This window comes from Pantoea eucrina (assembly GCF_002095385.1).
In the GTDB taxonomy this organism is placed as follows: domain Bacteria; phylum Pseudomonadota; class Gammaproteobacteria; order Enterobacterales; family Enterobacteriaceae; genus Pantoea; species Pantoea eucrina.
In genome coordinates this window covers 1-18,718 of the sequence record NZ_MIPP01000032.1, presented here as the reverse complement: position 1 = coordinate 18,718, position 18,718 = coordinate 1, and the positions used below count along the sequence as shown (strand labels likewise).

Annotated in this window: 19 protein-coding genes and 2 pseudogenes; 13 read left to right on the top strand and 8 right to left on the bottom strand. The window is 56.8% G+C overall.

Annotated features, from left to right (window positions below; genetic code table 11):
* Positions 1-39: 39 nt before the first annotated feature.
* Positions 40-507, bottom strand: coding sequence for an alpha/beta hydrolase (locus tag HA43_RS19230; RefSeq protein ID WP_244555235.1), 468 nt, complete (start codon positions 505-507; stop codon positions 40-42).
* On the bottom strand, positions 507-956 hold the full coding sequence (locus tag HA43_RS19225; protein WP_244555234.1) for an alpha/beta hydrolase: 450 nt from the start codon (positions 954-956) through the stop codon (positions 507-509). The genes HA43_RS19230 and HA43_RS19225 overlap by 1 nt, the downstream gene beginning before the upstream one ends.
* A gap of 289 nt (positions 957-1,245) precedes the next feature.
* Between HA43_RS19225 and HA43_RS13580 the strand changes: the two genes are divergently transcribed.
* Both HA43_RS13580 and HA43_RS13575 read left to right on the top strand, forming a co-directional pair.
* Positions 1,246-2,349 (top strand): EpsG family protein, encoded by a 1,104-nt coding sequence (locus tag HA43_RS13580; RefSeq protein WP_223811801.1) that lies wholly within the window; start codon positions 1,246-1,248, stop codon positions 2,347-2,349.
* Positions 2,350-2,591: 242 nt separating this feature from the next.
* Positions 2,592-3,629 carry an acyltransferase family protein gene (locus tag HA43_RS13575; protein WP_039381595.1) on the top strand — a complete coding sequence of 346 codons (1,038 nt, stop codon included), beginning with the start codon at positions 2,592-2,594 and terminating at the stop codon, positions 3,627-3,629.
* Between the two features lie 65 nt (positions 3,630-3,694).
* Here HA43_RS13575 and HA43_RS13570 read toward each other — a convergent pair whose 3' ends face one another.
* The 4 genes from HA43_RS13570 to HA43_RS13555 all read right to left on the bottom strand — a co-directional run bounded on the left by HA43_RS13570 (position 3,695) and on the right by HA43_RS13555 (position 6,961).
* The gene (locus tag HA43_RS13570) at positions 3,695-4,828 is read right to left on the bottom strand and encodes an ROK family transcriptional regulator (RefSeq protein WP_094111892.1); all 1,134 of its coding nucleotides are present in this window, start codon (positions 4,826-4,828) and stop codon (positions 3,695-3,697) included.
* A 93-nt stretch (positions 4,829-4,921) separates the two neighbouring features.
* The gene (gene dnaC, locus HA43_RS13565; RefSeq protein WP_094111891.1) at positions 4,922-5,662 is read right to left on the bottom strand and encodes a replicative helicase loader DnaC; all 741 of its coding nucleotides are present in this window, start codon (positions 5,660-5,662) and stop codon (positions 4,922-4,924) included.
* A complete protein-coding gene (gene dnaT, locus HA43_RS13560) occupies positions 5,662-6,198 on the bottom strand; it encodes a primosomal protein DnaT (protein WP_039381566.1) in 537 nt (178 codons plus the stop codon). Before dnaT ends, dnaC begins: the two co-directional genes overlap by 1 nt.
* A gap of 100 nt (positions 6,199-6,298) precedes the next feature.
* A complete protein-coding gene (locus HA43_RS13555) occupies positions 6,299-6,961 on the bottom strand; it encodes a hypothetical protein (RefSeq protein ID WP_094111890.1) in 663 nt (220 codons plus the stop codon).
* Between the two features lie 128 nt (positions 6,962-7,089).
* On the opposite strand from HA43_RS13555, the gene HA43_RS13550 reads away from it, so the two are divergent.
* From HA43_RS13550 to HA43_RS13505, 10 genes and pseudogenes are all read left to right on the top strand, one after another.
* Positions 7,090-7,650 carry a DNA-3-methyladenine glycosylase I gene (locus tag HA43_RS13550; protein WP_094111889.1) on the top strand — a complete coding sequence of 187 codons (561 nt, stop codon included), beginning with the start codon at positions 7,090-7,092 and terminating at the stop codon, positions 7,648-7,650.
* Between the two features lie 108 nt (positions 7,651-7,758).
* Positions 7,759-8,421 (top strand): OmpA family lipoprotein, encoded by a 663-nt coding sequence (locus HA43_RS13545; protein ID WP_039381558.1) that lies wholly within the window; start codon positions 7,759-7,761, stop codon positions 8,419-8,421.
* Positions 8,422-8,574: 153 nt separating this feature from the next.
* Positions 8,575-9,570 (top strand): LacI family DNA-binding transcriptional regulator, encoded by a 996-nt coding sequence (locus HA43_RS13540; RefSeq protein WP_094111888.1) that lies wholly within the window; start codon positions 8,575-8,577, stop codon positions 9,568-9,570.
* A gap of 61 nt (positions 9,571-9,631) precedes the next feature.
* Positions 9,632-10,657, top strand: coding sequence for a LacI family DNA-binding transcriptional regulator (locus HA43_RS13535; protein ID WP_039381552.1), 1,026 nt, complete (start codon positions 9,632-9,634; stop codon positions 10,655-10,657).
* A gap of 127 nt (positions 10,658-10,784) precedes the next feature.
* Positions 10,785-11,530 (top strand): annotated as a pseudogene (locus HA43_RS13530) (sugar phosphate isomerase/epimerase family protein).
* A 10-nt stretch (positions 11,531-11,540) separates the two neighbouring features.
* Positions 11,541-12,488 carry a sugar kinase gene (locus tag HA43_RS13525; protein ID WP_071668244.1) on the top strand — a complete coding sequence of 316 codons (948 nt, stop codon included), beginning with the start codon at positions 11,541-11,543 and terminating at the stop codon, positions 12,486-12,488.
* Between the two features lie 93 nt (positions 12,489-12,581).
* A pseudogene (locus HA43_RS13520) lies at positions 12,582-13,861 on the top strand (MFS transporter).
* Positions 13,862-13,928: 67 nt separating this feature from the next.
* Entirely contained in the window at positions 13,929-14,903 is a 975-nt protein-coding gene (gene ghrB, locus HA43_RS13515) for a glyoxylate/hydroxypyruvate reductase GhrB (protein ID WP_039381539.1), read from the top strand.
* An 84-nt stretch (positions 14,904-14,987) separates the two neighbouring features.
* Positions 14,988-16,274, top strand: coding sequence for a valine--pyruvate transaminase (locus HA43_RS13510; protein ID WP_094111887.1), 1,287 nt, complete (start codon positions 14,988-14,990; stop codon positions 16,272-16,274).
* A gap of 40 nt (positions 16,275-16,314) precedes the next feature.
* On the top strand, positions 16,315-17,220 hold the full coding sequence (locus HA43_RS13505; protein WP_094111886.1) for an EamA family transporter: 906 nt from the start codon (positions 16,315-16,317) through the stop codon (positions 17,218-17,220).
* Between the two features lie 55 nt (positions 17,221-17,275).
* Here HA43_RS13505 and ibpA read toward each other — a convergent pair whose 3' ends face one another.
* Positions 17,276-17,692, bottom strand: coding sequence for a small heat shock chaperone IbpA (ibpA, locus tag HA43_RS13500; protein ID WP_039381531.1), 417 nt, complete (start codon positions 17,690-17,692; stop codon positions 17,276-17,278).
* Between the two features lie 287 nt (positions 17,693-17,979).
* On the opposite strand from ibpA, the gene HA43_RS13495 reads away from it, so the two are divergent.
* Positions 17,980-18,336: a YceK/YidQ family lipoprotein gene (locus HA43_RS13495; RefSeq protein WP_223811800.1), complete on the top strand. Its 357-nt coding sequence runs from the start codon at positions 17,980-17,982 to the stop codon at positions 18,334-18,336.
* On the opposite strand, the gene HA43_RS13490 is transcribed toward HA43_RS13495, so the two are convergent.
* Positions 18,305-18,718, bottom strand: a 414-nt coding sequence (locus HA43_RS13490; RefSeq protein WP_211279579.1) for a TolB-like translocation protein, incomplete at its 5' end; no start/stop codon positions are given. The genes HA43_RS13495 and HA43_RS13490 overlap by 32 nt on opposite strands.

Sequence of the window (18,718 nt, the reverse complement as noted above, 5' to 3'; positions counted from 1 at the left end):
GCTGACCGGCTCGCCAGAGTTCATCGCGCATTCTGGCTTTTACCGGTCAGTCAGCGTGCTCTGCCAGTCATGAAACAGCGTCAGCCAGTTTCTTACCGGCAGCTTTAGTTTTTGTCCGGTCCCGAAACCGTGCCCGCCCTGCTGGAACAGGTGCATTTCTGTTTTCACTTTATGCTCGCGCAGCGCGGCAAACATCAGCAGCGTATTCTGCGCTGAAGCCGTACCATCATTCAGCGCGTGAACGAGAAACGTCGGCGGCGTACGATCGCTGACGCGCGCTTCCTGCGACTGCTGCAGAAGGGTCTGCGGGCTGATGTTTTTGCCGTACATGGCGGCGCGCGTGCCCGGATGTGTTACGCCATCCTTAAGCGACAGTACCGGATAGATAAGGGCAGTGAAGTCGGGACGGGCTGAGACGCTGTCCTGCGCATCCTGTGCCGGATAGTTATCAGCCTCTGGATCGTTACTGAGATTCGCGGCCAGATAAGCCCCTGCAGAAAAACCCATCACGCCAATACGATCGGCAGCAATATGGTATTGCGGGGCATTAGCCGGATAAGCCGAAGTGCCCGCTGCGCATCCGCAAAGGCCGCCTGGCGATTCTGTGTGGTGCCGTCATGCGGCATACGATAAAGAAGAACGAAGGACGTATAACCCTGACGACTTAACAGCGTGGCGATATTAAGCCCCTCAAGATCTTTCATAATATAAGAAAATCCCCCACCGGGAATGATAAGCACGGCTGTGTGATTATTTTTTCCCGCAGGCGCTACATAAATCATTTCCGGCGAATTAACCTGCGTAACGGCACGATTATTATCAGCAGGATTTTTACTGAAATTAATAAATTTATTCTGTGTTATGTTTTCGCCCGGCCAGATAGGAATTTCCTTAGAGGCAAAGGCCAGCGGAAGATAAAGCAGTAAAAACGCGCTTATCAGGCGAAAAAGGATCATTCTTCTGGCTCCATATTATTAATAAAAACAGTTACAAACGCACTTTAGCCTCGGCCTTTTCTTTACCTCTGCGGATCGGCAACTCTCTGAAAAGGAAAAATATCAGCAGCAGAATTTGAAAATAGCAGAAAGCGGATGAATAATAATCCCGGCAGTAATCTGATAAAATACCGGGCCAGGAAAAATTAGACTTTTCTCATGTTTACCAAAACATAGCCCTATGTTATAAGTGCATTTTAAACTATAAGAATCTGTGACCATGGGAATTTACTGGATCATAAGTCTTAGCATGACTTTTGTCGCAATTGTCGAAATCATGTTAAGTAAAAATGAAAACACAGCACATATCAGGACGTGGCTTTATTTTATTGCTGTTGTAGTACTTTTTACTTTTGGCGGCATCCGTGGCCTGGGAACCGGCCTTGATGACTTCCAGTATCGCGACTTCTATGCACAGTTTCTCGATAAAATTATTATCGAGGGCTTCTGGCGCGCCGTGGTCGAGTTTCGCTATGAGCCTGCTATTTATGCGATTGCCGGTGCAACGCGCATTTTTACGGCCAATGCTGACATCTTTATCTTTGTTATCGCCTTCATCGCGGTATGCGTTAACGCGCACTACTTCCGCAAGCTGACGCCGCTGCCGCTGGTCGCGCTGGCCATCTACTCGGCGCACCTGTTTATCAACAAAGATATGAACCAGATCCGCTTTGGTCTCTGCTCGGCGTTTCTGCTCGGCTTTGTCTGGCATATGTCGCGTCGCAGTAAATCGGGTATGGTGACCACATTTCTGCTGTCGTTTTTCTGCCACGCAACGGCCGTTGTCGCGCTGCTTATTCCGATGGCGATGATTATCCGCAAAAACAAATATGTGCCGATTGCGATCGTCGTTATCAGCCTGCCGCTGGCCTTTATGGGAAGCTCAGCACTGATCTCCGCGCTCTCCAGCCATCTGGGTTCACTGGGCGACAGGGCCATGGGCTATGCCGATGCAGAGTCGCGCCAGGAGCAGGGTATTCTTACGCTCTCTAACCTGAAAAACATTGGCTTTGTCTTTATCTTCAGCTACATGCTGCTGAGTGATAAAATCAGAAACGCCGACCCGGCAAAATTTAACACTTACTATATTCTGGCGATTACGTTTGCCATCGGCAGTGGCCTGCGTATGGCGCTGCAGGACTACGCCTCTGGCGGCCGCCTGGCAAACTACCTGCTGCAGGTTGAACCGGTGCTGATTTCACTCTGTATCTGGGAAACCAAAAAGCTGAGAAAGGTCATCGCCGTAGCGATAACCGTGCTGATGGTGCTCTACTATCTCTACTATAACACCATGGCCAGTAAGCAATCGATCGTCGGCTACGAGGTGTCGCGCAGCTTCCAGCTGTTCCGTTAATTGTTAAAAACGCTAACCAACTGGTTAGCGTTTTTTATTTATAACCTCTTTTTTCCACCATACCAGGGAAATTCTGAATATTACGCCGCGCTTATACATCGCTTGATTTTTCTATCGTTTAAAACTCTAATAGTTTACATCTGCCGCGGCAGAGCTTAACGCTTTTAATCAGAACACCATCCGATACAGGCGCTTTAATTATTATTACAGCGCGTTGTTATCCCATTAAAAAGAATGCTGATATGAACGAAAAAAATAATTTTGATATTGTCAGGCTTTCGCTTGCCTTTATCGTTTTGCTGGTACACTCAGCTGAAGTCACCAGAAATGCCGATATTCGTTTCCTTGCACATTATCTGAATAGCGATTTTGCTGTGAAAGGATTTTTTGCAATAAGCGGATTTCTTATTGCAAAAAGTTACTTAAGAAGCCGCTCGCTGAACTCTTATTTTATTAAGCGCGCCCAGCGCATCCTGCCCGCTTATATATTTGTGATTTTGATGTGTTTTACCATTGGCCTGTGTCTGACGACATTGCCGCTAATGGATTTTCTGAAACATCGTGAAACTATTAAGTATCTGGTGGCAAACTTTACCTTTCTGAATTTTATTCAGGCTTCACTGCCGGGTGTGTTTACCGATAATCCAAACCAGCCGATGGATGGCTCACTCTGGACGATCAAAGCGGAACTGACGCTCTATGTGCTGTTACCGTTTATCGTTCCGCTGATGAAGCGTAATCCGCTGAAAGTCTGGGGCGCCATTTTCATCATCTCCTGCGCCTGGTTCTTCTATTTCACCTCTGTCTATAGCGGCCCCAAAGCCGATACGCTGGCGAAGCAGTTTGTCGCCCTCTCCTCGTACTTTTTCTTTGGCAGCCTGCTGGCGATACACAAGCCCGCTTTTGATCGGCTGAAGCTGATTACGCTGGTGTCGATGGCGGCATGGCTGCTATGCAAACGCAGCGAGTATGCGTTTCTTATTGAGCCGGTCGCGTTCTCTTCAGTGGTGATTTTCTGCTGTACCAGCCTGTGTCGTGAGATAAAAATCAGCCAGTTTGGCGATCTTTCTTATGGCATGTACCTTTATCACTGGCCGATTATTCAGGTACTGCAGCACTTCGGCGTGTTCAGCGCCAACGCCTTTGCTGGCCTGCTTCTGACTATCGTCATCACTCTGGCGCTGGCGTGGACCTCATGGACCCTGCTGGAGAGCCGCTTCCTGAAACGGGCGCATCATACACCGCCTTCCATCGTACCACCGGCTGCTGCCCGCGACTGAATCAGCCAGCAGGCCACCTGCGGGTGGCCTGACCTGCGATGAGGTAAAAAGAAGGGTGCACGGCGTTAATAATCTGCCTGCTCATACTGCGCAATAACCGCCAGAGCCAGACCCTGGGCCGGCTCAAGGCGCTGCGCCAGAAAATGGAGCGTCGTATGCGCGTGGGTGAACGCCAGCGTACTGGCCTGCATCGTCTGCTGTACCGCCTCCCTGAAAACAGCTGAGCTGTTCCACGGCGCGTCAATAATGATACAGGCCGGGTTAACCAGCTGCATGACCTGACTCAGCGCAAAACCAAGATGCTCGCCCGCTTCGCTCATCAGCGGATTAAACAGTGAAGGTTCACTCTCACCCTGCTGCCAGCGCAGGCCCGGCTTGCGTTTGCTCAGCTGCTGCTGAATGGCGGGCTGACCGATCAGCGTCTCCAGGCACCCCCGGCGGCCGCAGCTGCAAAGCTGCCCCTCGCGCTGCATCCGCAGATGGCCGATTTCACCGGCGGTCCAGCTGCTGCCGGTATACAGCGCGCCGCGATCGATCAGCGCGCCGCCCACGCCCTCCGCAATACGCAGATAAAAATGGCTCTGCGCCTTACTGAGCTGCAGCTGCTGTACAGAGAGCAGCGCGGCTGCCTTGACGTTGTTGAGCACCAGCAGCGGCAGGCTGACGCAGCGTTGCAGCGGTGCCAGCACCGCCACGTTCTCCCAGCCAAGCGGCGCAGAGAAGTGCACAAAGCCGCGCTGTGAATCGATAATGCCCGGCAGACCAATCGCAATCCCTGTCAGCTCCGGATGCGCGGCGCATAATGTCTGACACACTTCAGCCAGTTCCTGCAGCAGCCGCTCCGGGGCGGCCGTTTCGGTGCGCCACGTCTGTTCCGCAATAACCTGTGAGAAGTAGTCGCGTACCTGCCAGTGGATTGTCTGTCGCGCTACCATGATGCCAGCGCTTTTCAGTTTTTCCGGCCGCAGGGCGATCTCAATTTTGGGCCGTCCTGCCGCCGTCACGCTGACCGGCCCCAGCTCGCGCACCAGCCCCTGCGCCAGCAGGTCGTCGATAATCAGTGAAACCGTGTTTTTGCTCAGATCCAGCGCCCGGGCGATGTCCTGACGGGAGGTGATGCGGGCGGAGCGCAGCTGCGCCATGACCCGCTTCAGATTATTCAGTCGAAGTACCGCTGGTCCTTTACCGGCTGCTTTCATGGCGCCTTCACCTGAGGATGAGATACGGTTCAGTTTAGCAGCCCGGCATCACCCGGGCGCGCAGGCGGCCGCGCAGTTTACCCGTTTCAGCTATCAATATTCATCACCGCGCACGCGGCTGCGGTAGCTCTCCCAGTCGAAGCGTACCCACAGGCTGTTTCCCAGCCGCATCCGGTCCATTACGCGCTCGCCCAGCAGGCTGTTCATTCCTGCCGGGTCAAGATTAGAGAGCATGCCGGTAGGGCGTTTTGAAGAGGAGCGCCGATCGACAATCTGATTAATAATCACTTTTTCGTAGCGCGATTCACTCTGCATGCCGATCTCATCGATCACCAGCAGATCAACCTGCGTAAGATCCTGCAGCAGCCGCTCTTCCGTGATATCGCTGCCGCCGCTGAACGTACCCTTCATGCTGGACATCAAATCGGCCACCGTCACAATCAGGACGCTCCTGCCGCGAATGATCAGATCATTCCCGATCGCCGCCGCCAGATGATTCTTTCCGGTGCCGGGACGGCCGGTAAACACAAAGCTGGCAATACTGTTCTCAAATCCGGCCGCGTACTCGCGCGCCAGCGCCAGCGCTTTGCGCTGCCCGTCATTCTCTACGCGATAGTTGTCAAAAGAGCAGTTCATATGCAGTTCGCGAATACCGGAGCGGCCCATAATGCGCTGCATCTTCATGGCGCGGTTCTCACGTATTATCGCTTCTGAGCGCAGACGGCCCTGCTCCTGATTCCACGCCAGCAGCTCAGCGCCATTTTTGAATTTTGGCTGCACCTCTTTCGGCATGATTTTTTTCAGGCGATTGAAAAGATCGGTTGGCGTTTTCATTACTCACCTCGGAAACCATCGGGAATATCGTAATCAGTATTGTCGATACGCGTAATATCGCGCTTTGGCTGGCCCCCATTGCCGGCACGATGCATCTGCACGCTGCGCGCCAGCTTCTGCTGCCACTGCACATGATGAAAAGGCCGCCCTTCTGCCTGCCAGTAAGCTACAAAGGTAGCCAGCTCAGCGGGCGTCACCGGCTCGCTGAGCGCCACGCCCCATATGGCGGCCTGACGCTGAAAGTCGCTGTCGGGCTGCCAGCCCTGATACATGGCAAACTTACCCGCCGGGATAGCCAGCGCGGCGCTATCCGGCTGAAACAGAGTGTCATCCAGCGCGACATCGCTGGGCTGCCGGGCTGCCGCCTCCAGCGCCAGCAGCGCTGCCAGGCGCTGCGGCGTCAGCGCATAAAAAGCGGGCACGTTATCCTGCAGCACGGCCAGCGTACCGTTATCGGCCTGGTGCAGTGCGGCAAGCGGATCGCGGCAGAAGCTGTCCAGCCCGGCCAGCGTTGAAGATAAGATTTTTACGGACATGAAGAGACCTGACGTTGAGCATTTCGGGGCGCCAGATAACCCGGCGCCAGAGAGACAGTGTACCTGTTTTAGCACCGGGGATCGTCATAAAAGGCAGGAATCAGCGTGCAGCGCGGCTCAGCACAGGCGAGACGCTATCGCGGGGCAGAGACGCCTGCGCCGTATGCGTCTGCCACAGATAACGCAGCGATGCGATAAGGCAGAGAGTGTAACCAAAGAGTTCGCAGCCCTCTTCGGCCATATTCTTCACGACCCGGTTATACCCCTCCATCATCAGCTGCTGCCAGAGCTGATGCATACCGAATAGCCGGGAAAACACCAGTATGGCCAGTAAGCCTGCGGCCATCATCTGCCAGCTGCGGTGCTGCAGCAGCGCAGCGAGACCAGGCAGGATCTGCGCCGGGGTACGCAGCGCCAGCGCCAGTGACGCGGCGGTGGTCGCGAGCGCAAACCAGAGCCAGGCACCGTGCCGGATAAGATCAAACAGATAATCGAGTTCGCGTATCAGCATGCAACTGTAGAATCCACCCACCAGAATCAGCGCGCTGCGCTGCTCAGGTCGCTGCGACGCGGCGCGGAAGAACAGCGCAGCAAGCAGAGTCAGCATCACGGCCTGCGTGATTTCAGTAAACGACGTTTCGTGTAATGCGTTGTGCATCCAGGCGACGTCGATATATACCATCGCCATACAGAAAACCAGAAGCAATCCACTGATGAGAAAGGCCGCCATCTCGCGGCTAATAAGAGTAATATGTTCACGCATTATAATGTAACCAAATGATAAAATAATTAGCGTGCTTAGTATATTTCACCCGACTTATCGCGCTTCTCATTTGGTGCCGGTTTTCAGCCTTGCCGCTGAACGTTCGTAGCAGAAACAGGGAGCAGAGCATGCAGCGATGTGGCTGGGTAACCGCAGATCCGCTTTACGTGCGTTATCACGACCGTGAATGGGGGGTTGCGCAAAGAGAAAGGCGCGCCCTGTTTGAGATGCTCTGCCTTGAAGGGCAGCAGGCGGGTCTCTCCTGGATCACCGTGCTGAAAAAGCGCGAAAATTACCGCCGGGCGTTTCATGATTTCGATCCGGCCACCGTCGCGCGAATGGACGAAGCGGATATCAGCCGTCTGATGCAGGAGAGCGGAGTGATCCGCCATCGCGGCAAGCTGGAAGCGATTGTGCAGAACGCACGCGCCCTGCTGGCGATGGAAGCAACAGGCGACGATTTTTCCCGCTTTATCTGGTCATTTGTGAACGATCGCCCCATTTTGCACCATTATGCCGATTACCGGCAGGCACCGGTCACTTCTGAACCGGCGATGGCGCTCTCTAAGGCCCTGAAGCAGCGCGGCTTCAAATTTATCGGTCCGACAATATGCCACGCATTTATGCAGGCCTGCGGGCTGATTAACGATCATCAAACCACCTGTTTCCGCCATCCCGATAATCTTTAACGCAAAAATTTACATTTTCAGATTCGGCCTCACGAATTTCCCCATCTTTGAACGGCATAATAGTGGCCTTCCGGGAGTGTTACCCATAAGTATATTGAGGGACTGATGATGAAAAAGCGTGCTCTGACGCTGGCCTTGTTTGTAAGCGGCAGCCTTGCGCTGTCGGGTTGTACTACCAATCCTTATACCGGCGAATCGCAGGCGGGTAAGTCCGGAATTGGTGCGGGTCTGGGTGCCGTGGTCGGTGCCGGAGTAGGCGTGCTCTCCTCCTCTAAAAAAGATCGTAAAAAGGGCGCGCTGATTGGCGCGGCATCCGGTGCGGCGCTGGGCGGCGGCGTGGGGTATTACATGGATGTTCAGGAAGCGAAACTGCGCGACAAAATGCGCGGTACGGGCGTCAGCGTAACCCGTCAGGGCGACAACATTGTTCTGAATATGCCAAACAATGTCACCTTTGACTCCAGCAGCGCAACGCTGAAAACGGCCGGCGCCAACACCCTGAGCGGCGTGGCTATGGTGCTGAAAGAGTATCCAAAAACCGCCGTTAACGTTGTCGGCTATACCGACAGCACCGGTTCACGCGCGCTGAATATGCGTCTGTCGCAGCAGCGTGCCGAAAGCGTGGCCAGCGCACTGGTGCTTCAGGGCGTAGCGCAGAATCGCCTGCGCACGCAGGGCATGGGACCGGATAACCCGGTTGCCAGCAACAGCACTGAAGAGGGCAAAGCGCAGAACCGTCGCGTTGAGATCACCCTCAGTCCGCTGAACTAAACAGCCTGCCGGCCTGCACCCGCAGGCCGGTTTCTGACACTTTCCGGAAATAACTGGAAACCATTCCAGAAAACAGTATATACTGCCCCCGCTCTCTGAAGACTACACTGGCTTATACCAGCGTGACAAAAACTCAACCGGTCGGATACGCCCATGTCACTCAAAGCGATCGCTGCCGCCCTTGGCCTCTCTGTTACCACCGTCAGTCGCGCGCTGAACGGCTACGACGACGTGGCGGAATCAACCCGGCAACGCATTCAGGATGAAGCACGCCGTCGCGGTTATCGGCCAAACATTGCGGCACGCCGTCTGAAAACCGGCCGGGCAAACGCCGTCGGGCTGGTATTACCCGTCAGTACCGCCTCGCTTAACGACAGCTACTACAGTGAAATGCTGCTGACGCTGGATCGGTGCCTGGCGCGTCAGGATATCGACCTGCTGCTGCTGCCGGATAAACCGCGCGATCAGCAGCGCAATTTATTGCGCATGCTGCGCAGCGGCGCACTCGATGCGCTGATCGTTACCCATACCACTCCGCACGACGCCCGCCTGGAGCGCCTGCAGCAGAAAGGGTTTCGCTTCCTTACCCTCGGCCGCAGCGAGCTGCCGCAGCCCTACGCCTGGTTTGACTACGATAACTACGCGGGGGCGCAGCTGGCGGCGCGGCACGCCCTGCAGCAGGGGCTGACGCGGCTTGCCTGGCTCGGTACCGATGAGCCGGGCACCTATATCCTCGATCGCCGCCGCGGCTTTCTCGATACGCTGCGGGATGCCGCACAGCCTGCAGAATTTGTTGCGGCACTGCCGCCTACCCGCCGTGCCGGACTGCAGCAAACGCTCGCCTGGCTGCGTCACCCTGCGCCGCCGCAGGCCATTATTACCGACTGCAGCACGCTCGGCGAAGGTGCAGCCATTGCGCTCCAGCAGCAGCAGCGGCTCTCCGGTGCGCGTGCGATCGCGCTCTACGTCTATGACGGTCTGCCCCATGACTCGATTATCGACCATCCGGTTAATGTGATCCTGCAGATCTCTCAGCAGCGCATCGGCGAATGTGTGGCGGAGATGGTGCTGCAGCTGCTGGCAGACAGGCCGGTCACCGAGCTGCAGACACTCTGGCAGCCGGTTTTGCGCCTTGCCGCTGACGCCTGATGATGGCGCGCCGCGCGTGCTGTGATAGTCTTCGCCTGATTTAACTTTTCAGGAATATGCAATGAAAACCAGGCCGCCACGCGCCACAATCAGCGATGTTGCCCGCACGGCAAATACAGGTAAAACCAGTGTTTCCCGCTATCTGAACGGGGAAGAACATCTCCTTTCGCCCGATCTGAAAACCCGTATTGAGCAGGCGATTGACGCGCTGAATTATCGTCCCAGCCAGATGGCCCGCGGCCTGAAGCGTGGCCGTACGCGATTAATTGGCCTGATCATTGCAGATATCACCAATCCCTATTCCGTGGATGTGCTGAGCGGCATTGAAGCAGCCTGCCGCGCCCGCGGATTTACGCTGCTGATGTGTAACACCAACAATGAGGTCGATCTGGAGCAGCACTATCTGCAGCTGCTGAGCAGCTATCAGGTTGAGGGCATTGTAGTTAACGCGGTCGGTATGCACGAAGTGGTACTCAACCGGCTGCAGCAGTCAATGCTGCCAATGGTATTGATCGACCGTAAAATTCCTGAGTTCGCCTGCGATGTTGTCGGGCTGAATAACCAGGAAGCAGCCTGCAACGCCACGCGTCATCTGCTGGATAATGGCTATAACGCTCTGCTGTTTCTCAGCGAGCCGCTGGGCAGCGTCAATACCCGCCGCGAACGCCTGCGCGCCTTTTTTGCCACCGCAGGTGCCGCGCCGGACGCCATCGCGGAGAATGCGGAAGTGCCGCTGCACCAGCCAGAACCTCTGGATCGGGCGCTGCTGGACTTTTATCAGCGGCATGCCGGCAGACGCGTTGCCGTGGTAGCTGCCAACGGTGCCCTGACGCTGCAGGTGGCACGGGCGCTCCAGCGCCTGGAGCTGGTCTGGGGTAAAGATATCGGCCTGCTGGGGTTTGATGAACTGGAATGGGCGGCGCTGGCCGGCGTCGGCATTACCACGCTGCGTCAGCCCACCTGGCAGATTGGCTATGCGGCCCTGGAGCAGGTGATCACCCGTATTGACGGCAGCGATGCACCGATACGGGATCAGGTGTTTTCCGGCGAGCTGATCGTGCGCGGGTCGAGCCAGCCGCTGCGCTGATACCGGAACCTGATGCTGACTTCGTGAGCAGGATCATAAATCCGCAGTCTGCGTCTTTCCTTTGGAACCGGTTCCATCTAACGTTTTCTCAACGATTGGGAGGCAGTTTGGTGCCCGGAGAGACGTGATGAGACCAGAAATTATTGTAGTGACCGCCGCCTACGGCGCGCATAAAATTGCCGAGCTTGGCGGGCAGAGCCGCCTGCTGCCGCTGATCAAAGCGGCTGGCGCTGACGGCGTTGAGATTCGCCGCGAGCTGTTCAGCGACATTGAGCTGCAGCAGCTGCCGGAGCTGGGCCAGACGGCGCGTGAGCAGTCGCTGCAGGTCAGCTACTCCGTTCCGGAATCGCTGTGGCTGGCAGATGGCGCACTCAATCCACGGCTGGCACAGTTTTTCCATGAAGCGGAGCAGCTCGGCGCGCAGCGGCTGAAACTCGCTATTGGCCACTTTGTTCAGCTGGCTGACCGGCAGCTGGTAGAGATTCTGGCGTCAACATCCGTGACGCTGGTGATTGAGAACGATCAGACCGCTGACAGTACGCTGGCGCCCATGCTGCGCTTTTTTCACCACGCCTGCGACGCCGCCCTGCCGCTGGATATGACGTTCGATATGGGGAACTGGCTCTGGACCGGCGAGGATGCGCTGCAGGCTGCTCATCAGCTCAGCCGCTACGTCAGCTATGTGCACGTTAAAGCGGCCGTTGCGCATCGCGACACGTTCCGGGCGATCGCCTTGATGATGCGGATGAGAGCTGGCGCACGCTGCTGCACGCCCTGCCCGCAGATGCACCGCGCGGTATTGAGTTCCCGCTGGAAGGCGGCGATCTGCTGGCGGTAACCCGCCACTATGTTGACCTGCTGCGTGCCGCCTAAGGAGCCTGCCATGACACAACCTTCTCAACTTGATGTCGTCACCATTGGCGAAGCGATGGCGATGTTTATCGCGCAGCAAACCGGCGACCTTGCGGCAGCAGAGCGCTTTATCAAGCGTATTGCCGGCGCCGAACTGAACGTTGCCATCGGTCTGGCGCGTCTTGGCCTGCAGGTTGGCTGGGTCAGCCGCGTCGGGGATGACAGCTTCGGGCGCTTCACGCTGCAGCAGCTGGCAAAAGAGAGCGTTGATCACCGCTGTGTGACCACGGATGCCCGCTACCGTACCGGCTTTCAGCTGAAAGCGCGCGTCGACGACGGCTCCGATCCGGAAGTGGAATATTTCCGCAAAGGATCGGCGGCAAGCCACCTCTCGCCGGACGATTTTAATCCGGACTATTTTGGCAGCGCGCGCCATCTTCATCTGAGCGGCGTGGCCGCTGCGCTCTCTGATTCATCGCTGGCGCTGCTGCACTATGCGGCACAGACAATGCGGGCGCAGGGCAAAAGTATCTCTTTCGATCCCAATCTGCGTCCGGTGCTGTGGCGCAGCGAAGCAGAGATGCGCCAGCAGCTTAATGCGCTGGCAGAGTATGCCGACTGGGTGCTGCCGGGTGAAAAAGAGGGCTATATCCTGACCGGCTATCGCCAGCCGGAAGCAATTGCTGATTTCTACCTCGATAAGGGCGTCAAAGCGGTGGTGATTAAAACCGGCTGCGACGGTGCCTGGTATAAAACGGCACAGGGAGAAAAAGGCGTGGTCGCCCCGGTGCTGGTCGACAACGTGGTGGATACCGTGGGCGCAGGCGACGGCTTTGCCGTGGGCCTGATCAGCGCCCTGCTGGAAGATAAAACGCTGCCGCAGGCGATTCTGCGCGGCAATAAGATCGGATCGCTCGCTATTCAGGTAGCGGGAGACAGTGAAGGTTTACCCACCCGCGCGGCGCTGGGTGATTACTGAGTTACTGCGCCGGCACGATACTACTTACCCTACAACACTATTATTCTGAGGCGCATCCACGGAATGTGCCCGCCTCAACCAGAGGAGTCACGCATGAAATCGCAGACAATCGCGCCAAAACGCTGGTGGTATATCATGCCCATCGTGTTTATCACCTACAGTCTGGCGTATCTGGACCGGGCGAACTTCAGCTTCGCCTCTGCCGCAGGCATTAATGACGATCTCGGCATTACCAAAGGGATGTCATCGCTGCTGGGCGCGCTGTTTTTTCTCGGCTACTTCTTCTTTCAAATCCCCGGTGCTATCTATGCCGAGCGCCGCAGCGTAAAAAAACTGATTTTCTGGTGCCTGATCCTGTGGGGCGGCTGCGCTTCGCTGACCGGGATCGTCAGCAATATTCCGATGCTGGCAGCGATCCGCTTTATCCTCGGCGTGGTGGAAGCGGCCGTGATGCCCGCGATGCTGATCTACATCAGTAACTGGTTTACCAAGTCGGAGCGTTCGCGCGCCAATACCTTTCTGATCCTCGGCAACCCGGTCACCGTACTGTGGATGTCGGTGGTGTCCGGCTATCTGATTAACGCCTTTGGCTGGCGTGAGATGTTCATCATCGAAGGTTTTCCGGCGGTGATCTGGCTATCGCCTGGTGGTTCCTGGTGCAGGATAAACCGGCGCAGGCAAAATGGATGAGCGATGAGGAAAAAGCCGCGCTGCAGGCGCAGCTGCAGAAAGAGCAGGAAAATATCAAAGCGGTGCGGAACTACAGCGAAGCGTTTCGCAATCGCAACGTCATCATCCTTTGCATGCAGTATTTTGCCTGGAGTATTGGCGTATACGGCTTTGTGCTGTGGCTGCCTTCCATTCTGCGTAACGGCACGCAGATGGGTATGGTGGAAGCGGGCTGGCTCTCAGCGGTGCCTTATCTGGTCGCTACTATCGCCATGGTGGTGGTGTCGTGGGCGTCTGATAAAACGCAGAACCGGAAACTGTTTGTCTGGCCGCTGCTGCTGATTGGCGCACTGGCGTTCCTTGGCTCTTATCTGGTAGGTCCGGGCAATTTCTGGCTCTCCTATGCGCTGCTGGTGATTGCCGGCGGAGCGATGTATGCCCCTTACGGTCCGTTCTTTGCCATCATTCCGGAAATGCTGCCGCGCAACGTTTCGGGTGGTGCCATGGCGCTGATTAACAGCATGGGTGCGCTGGGTTCCTTTATCGGTTCATGGATTGTCGGCTATCTTAATGGAGCAACCGGCAGCCCGGCCGCATCTTATATCTTCATGGGTTCAGCCCTGCTGGTTTCGGTCTGGCTGACGCTGATCGTCAAGCCTGCCGCAAACAAAACGCCGCCGATTCACGGGGCGAAGCACGCCTGAAAGCGTAAGAGATGACTTCTCCGGGCGGCACCTGTCGCCCGTCACCTATTTCTACAGGAAGCGATTCATGAAACCTGCTGTGATCCTCTACAAAAGCCTGCCTGACGATCTGCGCCGCCAGCTCGATACGCATTTTCACGTTACCGAAGTAAAAGATGTTTCACCGGAAACGGTGCGCCAGCATGCGGACGCGTTTGCGCAGGCAGAAGGTATTATCGGTTCCGGCGGCAAAGTCGATGACGCACTGCTGTCGCAGATGCCGGCGCTGCGCGCCTGCTCCACCGTCTCCGTCGGCTATGACAACTTTAACGTTGACGCGCTGAATCAGCGCAAGGTGCTGCTGATGCACACCCCGACGGTCCTGACCGAGACCGTAGCGGATACCATGATGGCGCTGGTACTGAGCACCGCACGCCGCGTGGCCGAGCTGGATAAATGGGTTAAAGAAGGCAACTGGAAAAAGAGCATCGGTCCGGATCTGTTTGGCACCGACGTTCACCACAAAACCATGGGGATTTTAGGCATGGGCCGTATTGGCCTGGCGCTGGCGCAGCGCGCCCATTTCGGTTTTGGTATGAATATTCTCTATAACGCCCGTCGTCAGCATGAAGAAGCGGAGAACCGCTTTCAGGCCCGCGCCTGCGATCTGGAGACGCTGCTGAAAGAGAGCGATTTTGTCTGCATCAGTCTGCCGCTCACCGAACAGACGCACCATATGATTGGTGCCGCGCAGCTGCAGCTGATGAAGCCCGGCGCAATTCTGATCAACGCGGGTCGCGGCCCGGTGGTGGATGAGCAGGCGCTGACGGCAGCGCTGAAAGCGGGCACCCTGCTGGCTGCCGGACTGGACGTTTTTGAGGTAGAACCCGTTCCCGCTGAGGCAGAGATCCTTACCCTGCCAAACGTGGTGGCGCTGCCGCATATTGGTTCAGCCACGCACGAGACGCGCTACGGCATGGCCCGTGATGCGGTTGAAAATCTGATTGCCGCGCTGACCGGTACACCGGATAAAAACTGCGTTAACCCGCAGGTTCTGCGCTGACAGGACCGCTTTAGCCATTGCGCCCGCCGCAGGCGGGCGTTATGGTGGTTTTCTCCATTCGCTTTCACAAAATTTTTACTTCCTATGTCCTTTTCTCAGTTCGGCGACAAATTTACGCAACCCACCGGTATCTCCCGTCTGATGGAAGATATGGGAGAGGGACTGCGCACACCCGGCACCATCATGCTGGGCGGCGGTAACCCGGCACAGATCCCGGCAATGAACGATTATTTTGACCAGCTGCTGCTGCAGATGCATAAAGATGGCACGCTGAGCGAGGCGCTGTGCAACTATGACGGGCCACGCGGCAAGGCGCAGCTGCTGGCATCGCTTGCCACCCTGCTGAGCGAGCAGCTTGGCTGGCCTGTCACGGCGCAAAATATTGCGCTGACCAACGGCAGCCAGAGCGCGTTTTTCTACCTGTTTAATCTGTTTGCCGGACACCGCGCCGACGGCAGCAAAAAGCGCGTGCTGTTTCCGCTGGCGCCGGAATATCTCGGTTACGCTGACGCCGGCCTTGAAGAGGGGCTGTTTGTTTCAGCGAAGCCCACCATCGAGCTGCTGCCAGAAGGGCAGTTTAAATATCATGTCGATTTTGACCATCTGCCGCTGCATGAGGATATCGGGCTGATTTGCGTTTCGCGCCCGACCAATCCGACCGGCAATGTGGTCACTGACGATGAGCTGTTGCAGCTGGATGCGCTGGCACAGCAGCACGGCGTGCCGCTGTTGATCGACAATGCCTATGGCGTGCCCTTCCCCGGTATCATTTTCAGCGAAGCGCGGCCGCTGTGGAATCCCAACACCATTCTCTGCATGAGCCTCTCCAAGCTCGGCCTGCCTGGCGCACGCTGCGGCATCATTATTGCCGATGAAAGCACCATCAGCGCGCTGGGTAATATGAACGGTATTATCAGCCTGGCGCCCGGCAGCATTGGCCCGGCGCTGGCAAACGAAATGATTGTACGCGGCGATCTGCTGCGCCTCTCTGATGAGGTTATCCGGCCGTTTTATCAGGCTAAAGTGGCGGAAACGCTGGCAATCCTGCGTCGCTACCTGCCGGAAGATCGCTGTCTGATCCACAAGCCGGAGGGGGCAATTTTCCTCTGGCTCTGGTTTCGCGATCTGCCCATCACCACTGAAGTGCTCTATCAGCGTCTCAAAGCGCGCGGCGTGCTGATGGTGCCGGGCCACTTCTTCTTCCCGGGGCTGGAGCAGGCGTGGCCGCATACGCATCAGTGCATGCGCATGAACTACGTACCGGAAGCGGCGAAAATTGAGCAAGCAGTCCGGATCCTGGCGGAGGAGCTGGAGCGCGCGCTCCGCGAGGCCGAAAGCGTCACGTATCCCGCAGACGAGAACCGGGTTTAACCGCCCGAAACCGGCTACAGCCTGAGAACAGGAAGCCCTTATGTCCATGAAAGATATGCTGTTAGCGCTGTGCGTCGTTGTGGCGTGGGGCGTCAATTTTGTGGTGATCAAACTCGGGCTGCAGGGCATGCCGCCTTTTCTGCTGGCGGGACTGCGTTTTGCCCTGGTGGCGTTTCCGGCCCTGCTGTTTGTAAAGCGTCCGGCTATTCCGCTGCGCTGGCTGGTCATCTATGGCATGACGATCAGCTTCGGGCAGTTTGCCTTCCTGTTTTTAGCCATCAAGCTTGGCATGCCCGCCGGGGTAGCGTCGCTGGTGCTGCAGGCGCAGGCGTTCTTCACGCTGCTGCTGGGCGCGCTGCTGCTGGCTGAGAAGCTGCGCTGGAATCATATTACCGGCATCGTGATCGCGACCCTGGGGATGTATCTGCTCGCCAGCGCCGGTATGGCGGGCCAGACGGCAGGCGGCATTACCCTGACAACCATGCTGCTGACGCTGGCGGCGGCGGCCTCCTGGGGGCTGGGCAATATCACCAATAAAATCATTCTGCGCAATCACCGCGTACCGGTGATGTCACTGGTGGTGTGGAGCGCGCTGGTGCCGGTTATTCCCTTTTTCATCTGCTCCTGGTGGTTCGAAGGCAGCGCGCTGATCGTGCACAGCCTGCAGGGCATTTCACTGCAGACTATTCTGGCGCTGATCTATCTGGCTTTCATCGCCACTATCATCGGTTATGGCATCTGGGGTCGGCTGCTGAGCCGCTATGAAACCTGGCGCGTCGCACCGCTGACGCTGCTGGTGCCGGTGGTGGGGATTATCAGCGCGGCCGTTGTGCTGGATGAAGCGCTGACCGCGCAGGAGCTGCTGGGCGCAGCGGTGATCGTTGCCGGTCTGCTGATCAATGTCTTTGGCGGCCTGCTAAGTCAGCGGCTACTCTCCCGCGCCTGATTCTGATCAAAAAAAACGCCGCATTGCTGCGGCGCTTAAGGCTTATGTAATGGCCTTATTTCAGAATTTCAATCCGGCGTGGTTTCGCTTCTTCAGGAACGATGCGCTCCAGATCGATGCTCAGCAGACCGAGTTCGAGACGCGCATCGCGCACCACGATGTGATCGGCCAGCTGGAATTTACGCTCAAAATTGCGCTCGGCGATGCCCTGATAAAGATATTTGCGCTCCGGCTGCTCTTCAGGGTGCGCGCCGCGTACCACCAGCATATTGTCGTGGGCGGTGATATCCAGCTCATTCTGGGCAAAGCCTGCTACCGCAATCGTAATGCGATAGTGGTTTTCATCCACCAGTTCGACATTGTAAGGAGGGTAACCTCCGTTCGCCTGGTTCTGGTTGGTTTCCAGCAGATTAAACAGACGATCGAAACCGATGGAAGAACGATAAAGTGGAGAGAGATCAAAGTTACGCATAATAAGACTCCTGATAATCAGCAAGTTTTGGCAACCTTCCACTATGGACAGGTTGTCCGGCCTGGCACTGTCCCATGCGGCAACAGTCATACGGCCGTAATGTGAAAATGGGTATGGTAGCGATCTTTTCAAGGGCCACCGGCGTGATTTTTTTGCAGCAAAACCGGTGAGATGACATACACTCAGGAAACCCTGCACCTGCACTGAAAACAGAGCCAGAGAGCGCTGATAACGTCAGGTGACATATTGCTGCCAGGGATGCAGCCATGACTGAAGGGATGATGACAATGAAGATGATAAAACGTTTTCCGCTGACCGGCCTGCTGGTGTGCTGTGTGATAACCACCTCCGGCTGCTCCAGCATGATGTCGCACTCCGGCGGCAGTCAGGGTTACTATCCTGGCACGCGCGCCAGTGCCAAAATGCTGACTGATGATGACACGGGCTGGGTGCTGAAACCGCTGGCGCTGATCGATCTGCCCTTCTCTGCCGTGCTGGATACGCTGCTGCTGCCGTGGGACTACTTCCACGCCGGTGAGGACAAACGCAGCTCCTCACCGCGCGAACGCGTGCTGCAAAGTGAAAGAGAGGCCAATACCCAGGCGAGCCTCGCTACGGCTGCCGCGATGCCGGCGTCGCACTGACGCAGAACAGCTGGCGCCAGCCCTCCACTTCACGCATATAGGCGATCTGTTTTCCGTCCGGCGACCAGACCACTGCGTCGCCGCTCAGCGCGGCGGCAGTGACCGGCGTCAGTGGCGTACAGCGACCGTCTGCCATTTCGCAGCGCATTACGCGGTCGGCACAGATAAAGGCGACGGCATCACCCTGCGGATGCCAGCTGAACGCAGACTGGATACTGCTGCTGAGCCGGGTGATCTGCCGCGGCTCACCGCCGTTGGGCGACACGCTCCAGAGCTGAATAATGTCCTGCTCATCGGCCAGCATAAAGGCAATCGCGCTGCCGTCTGGCGCCGCGCGCAGCCAGTGACGCGGCTGCAGCGCCAGACCCCGGGTATGCGTCAG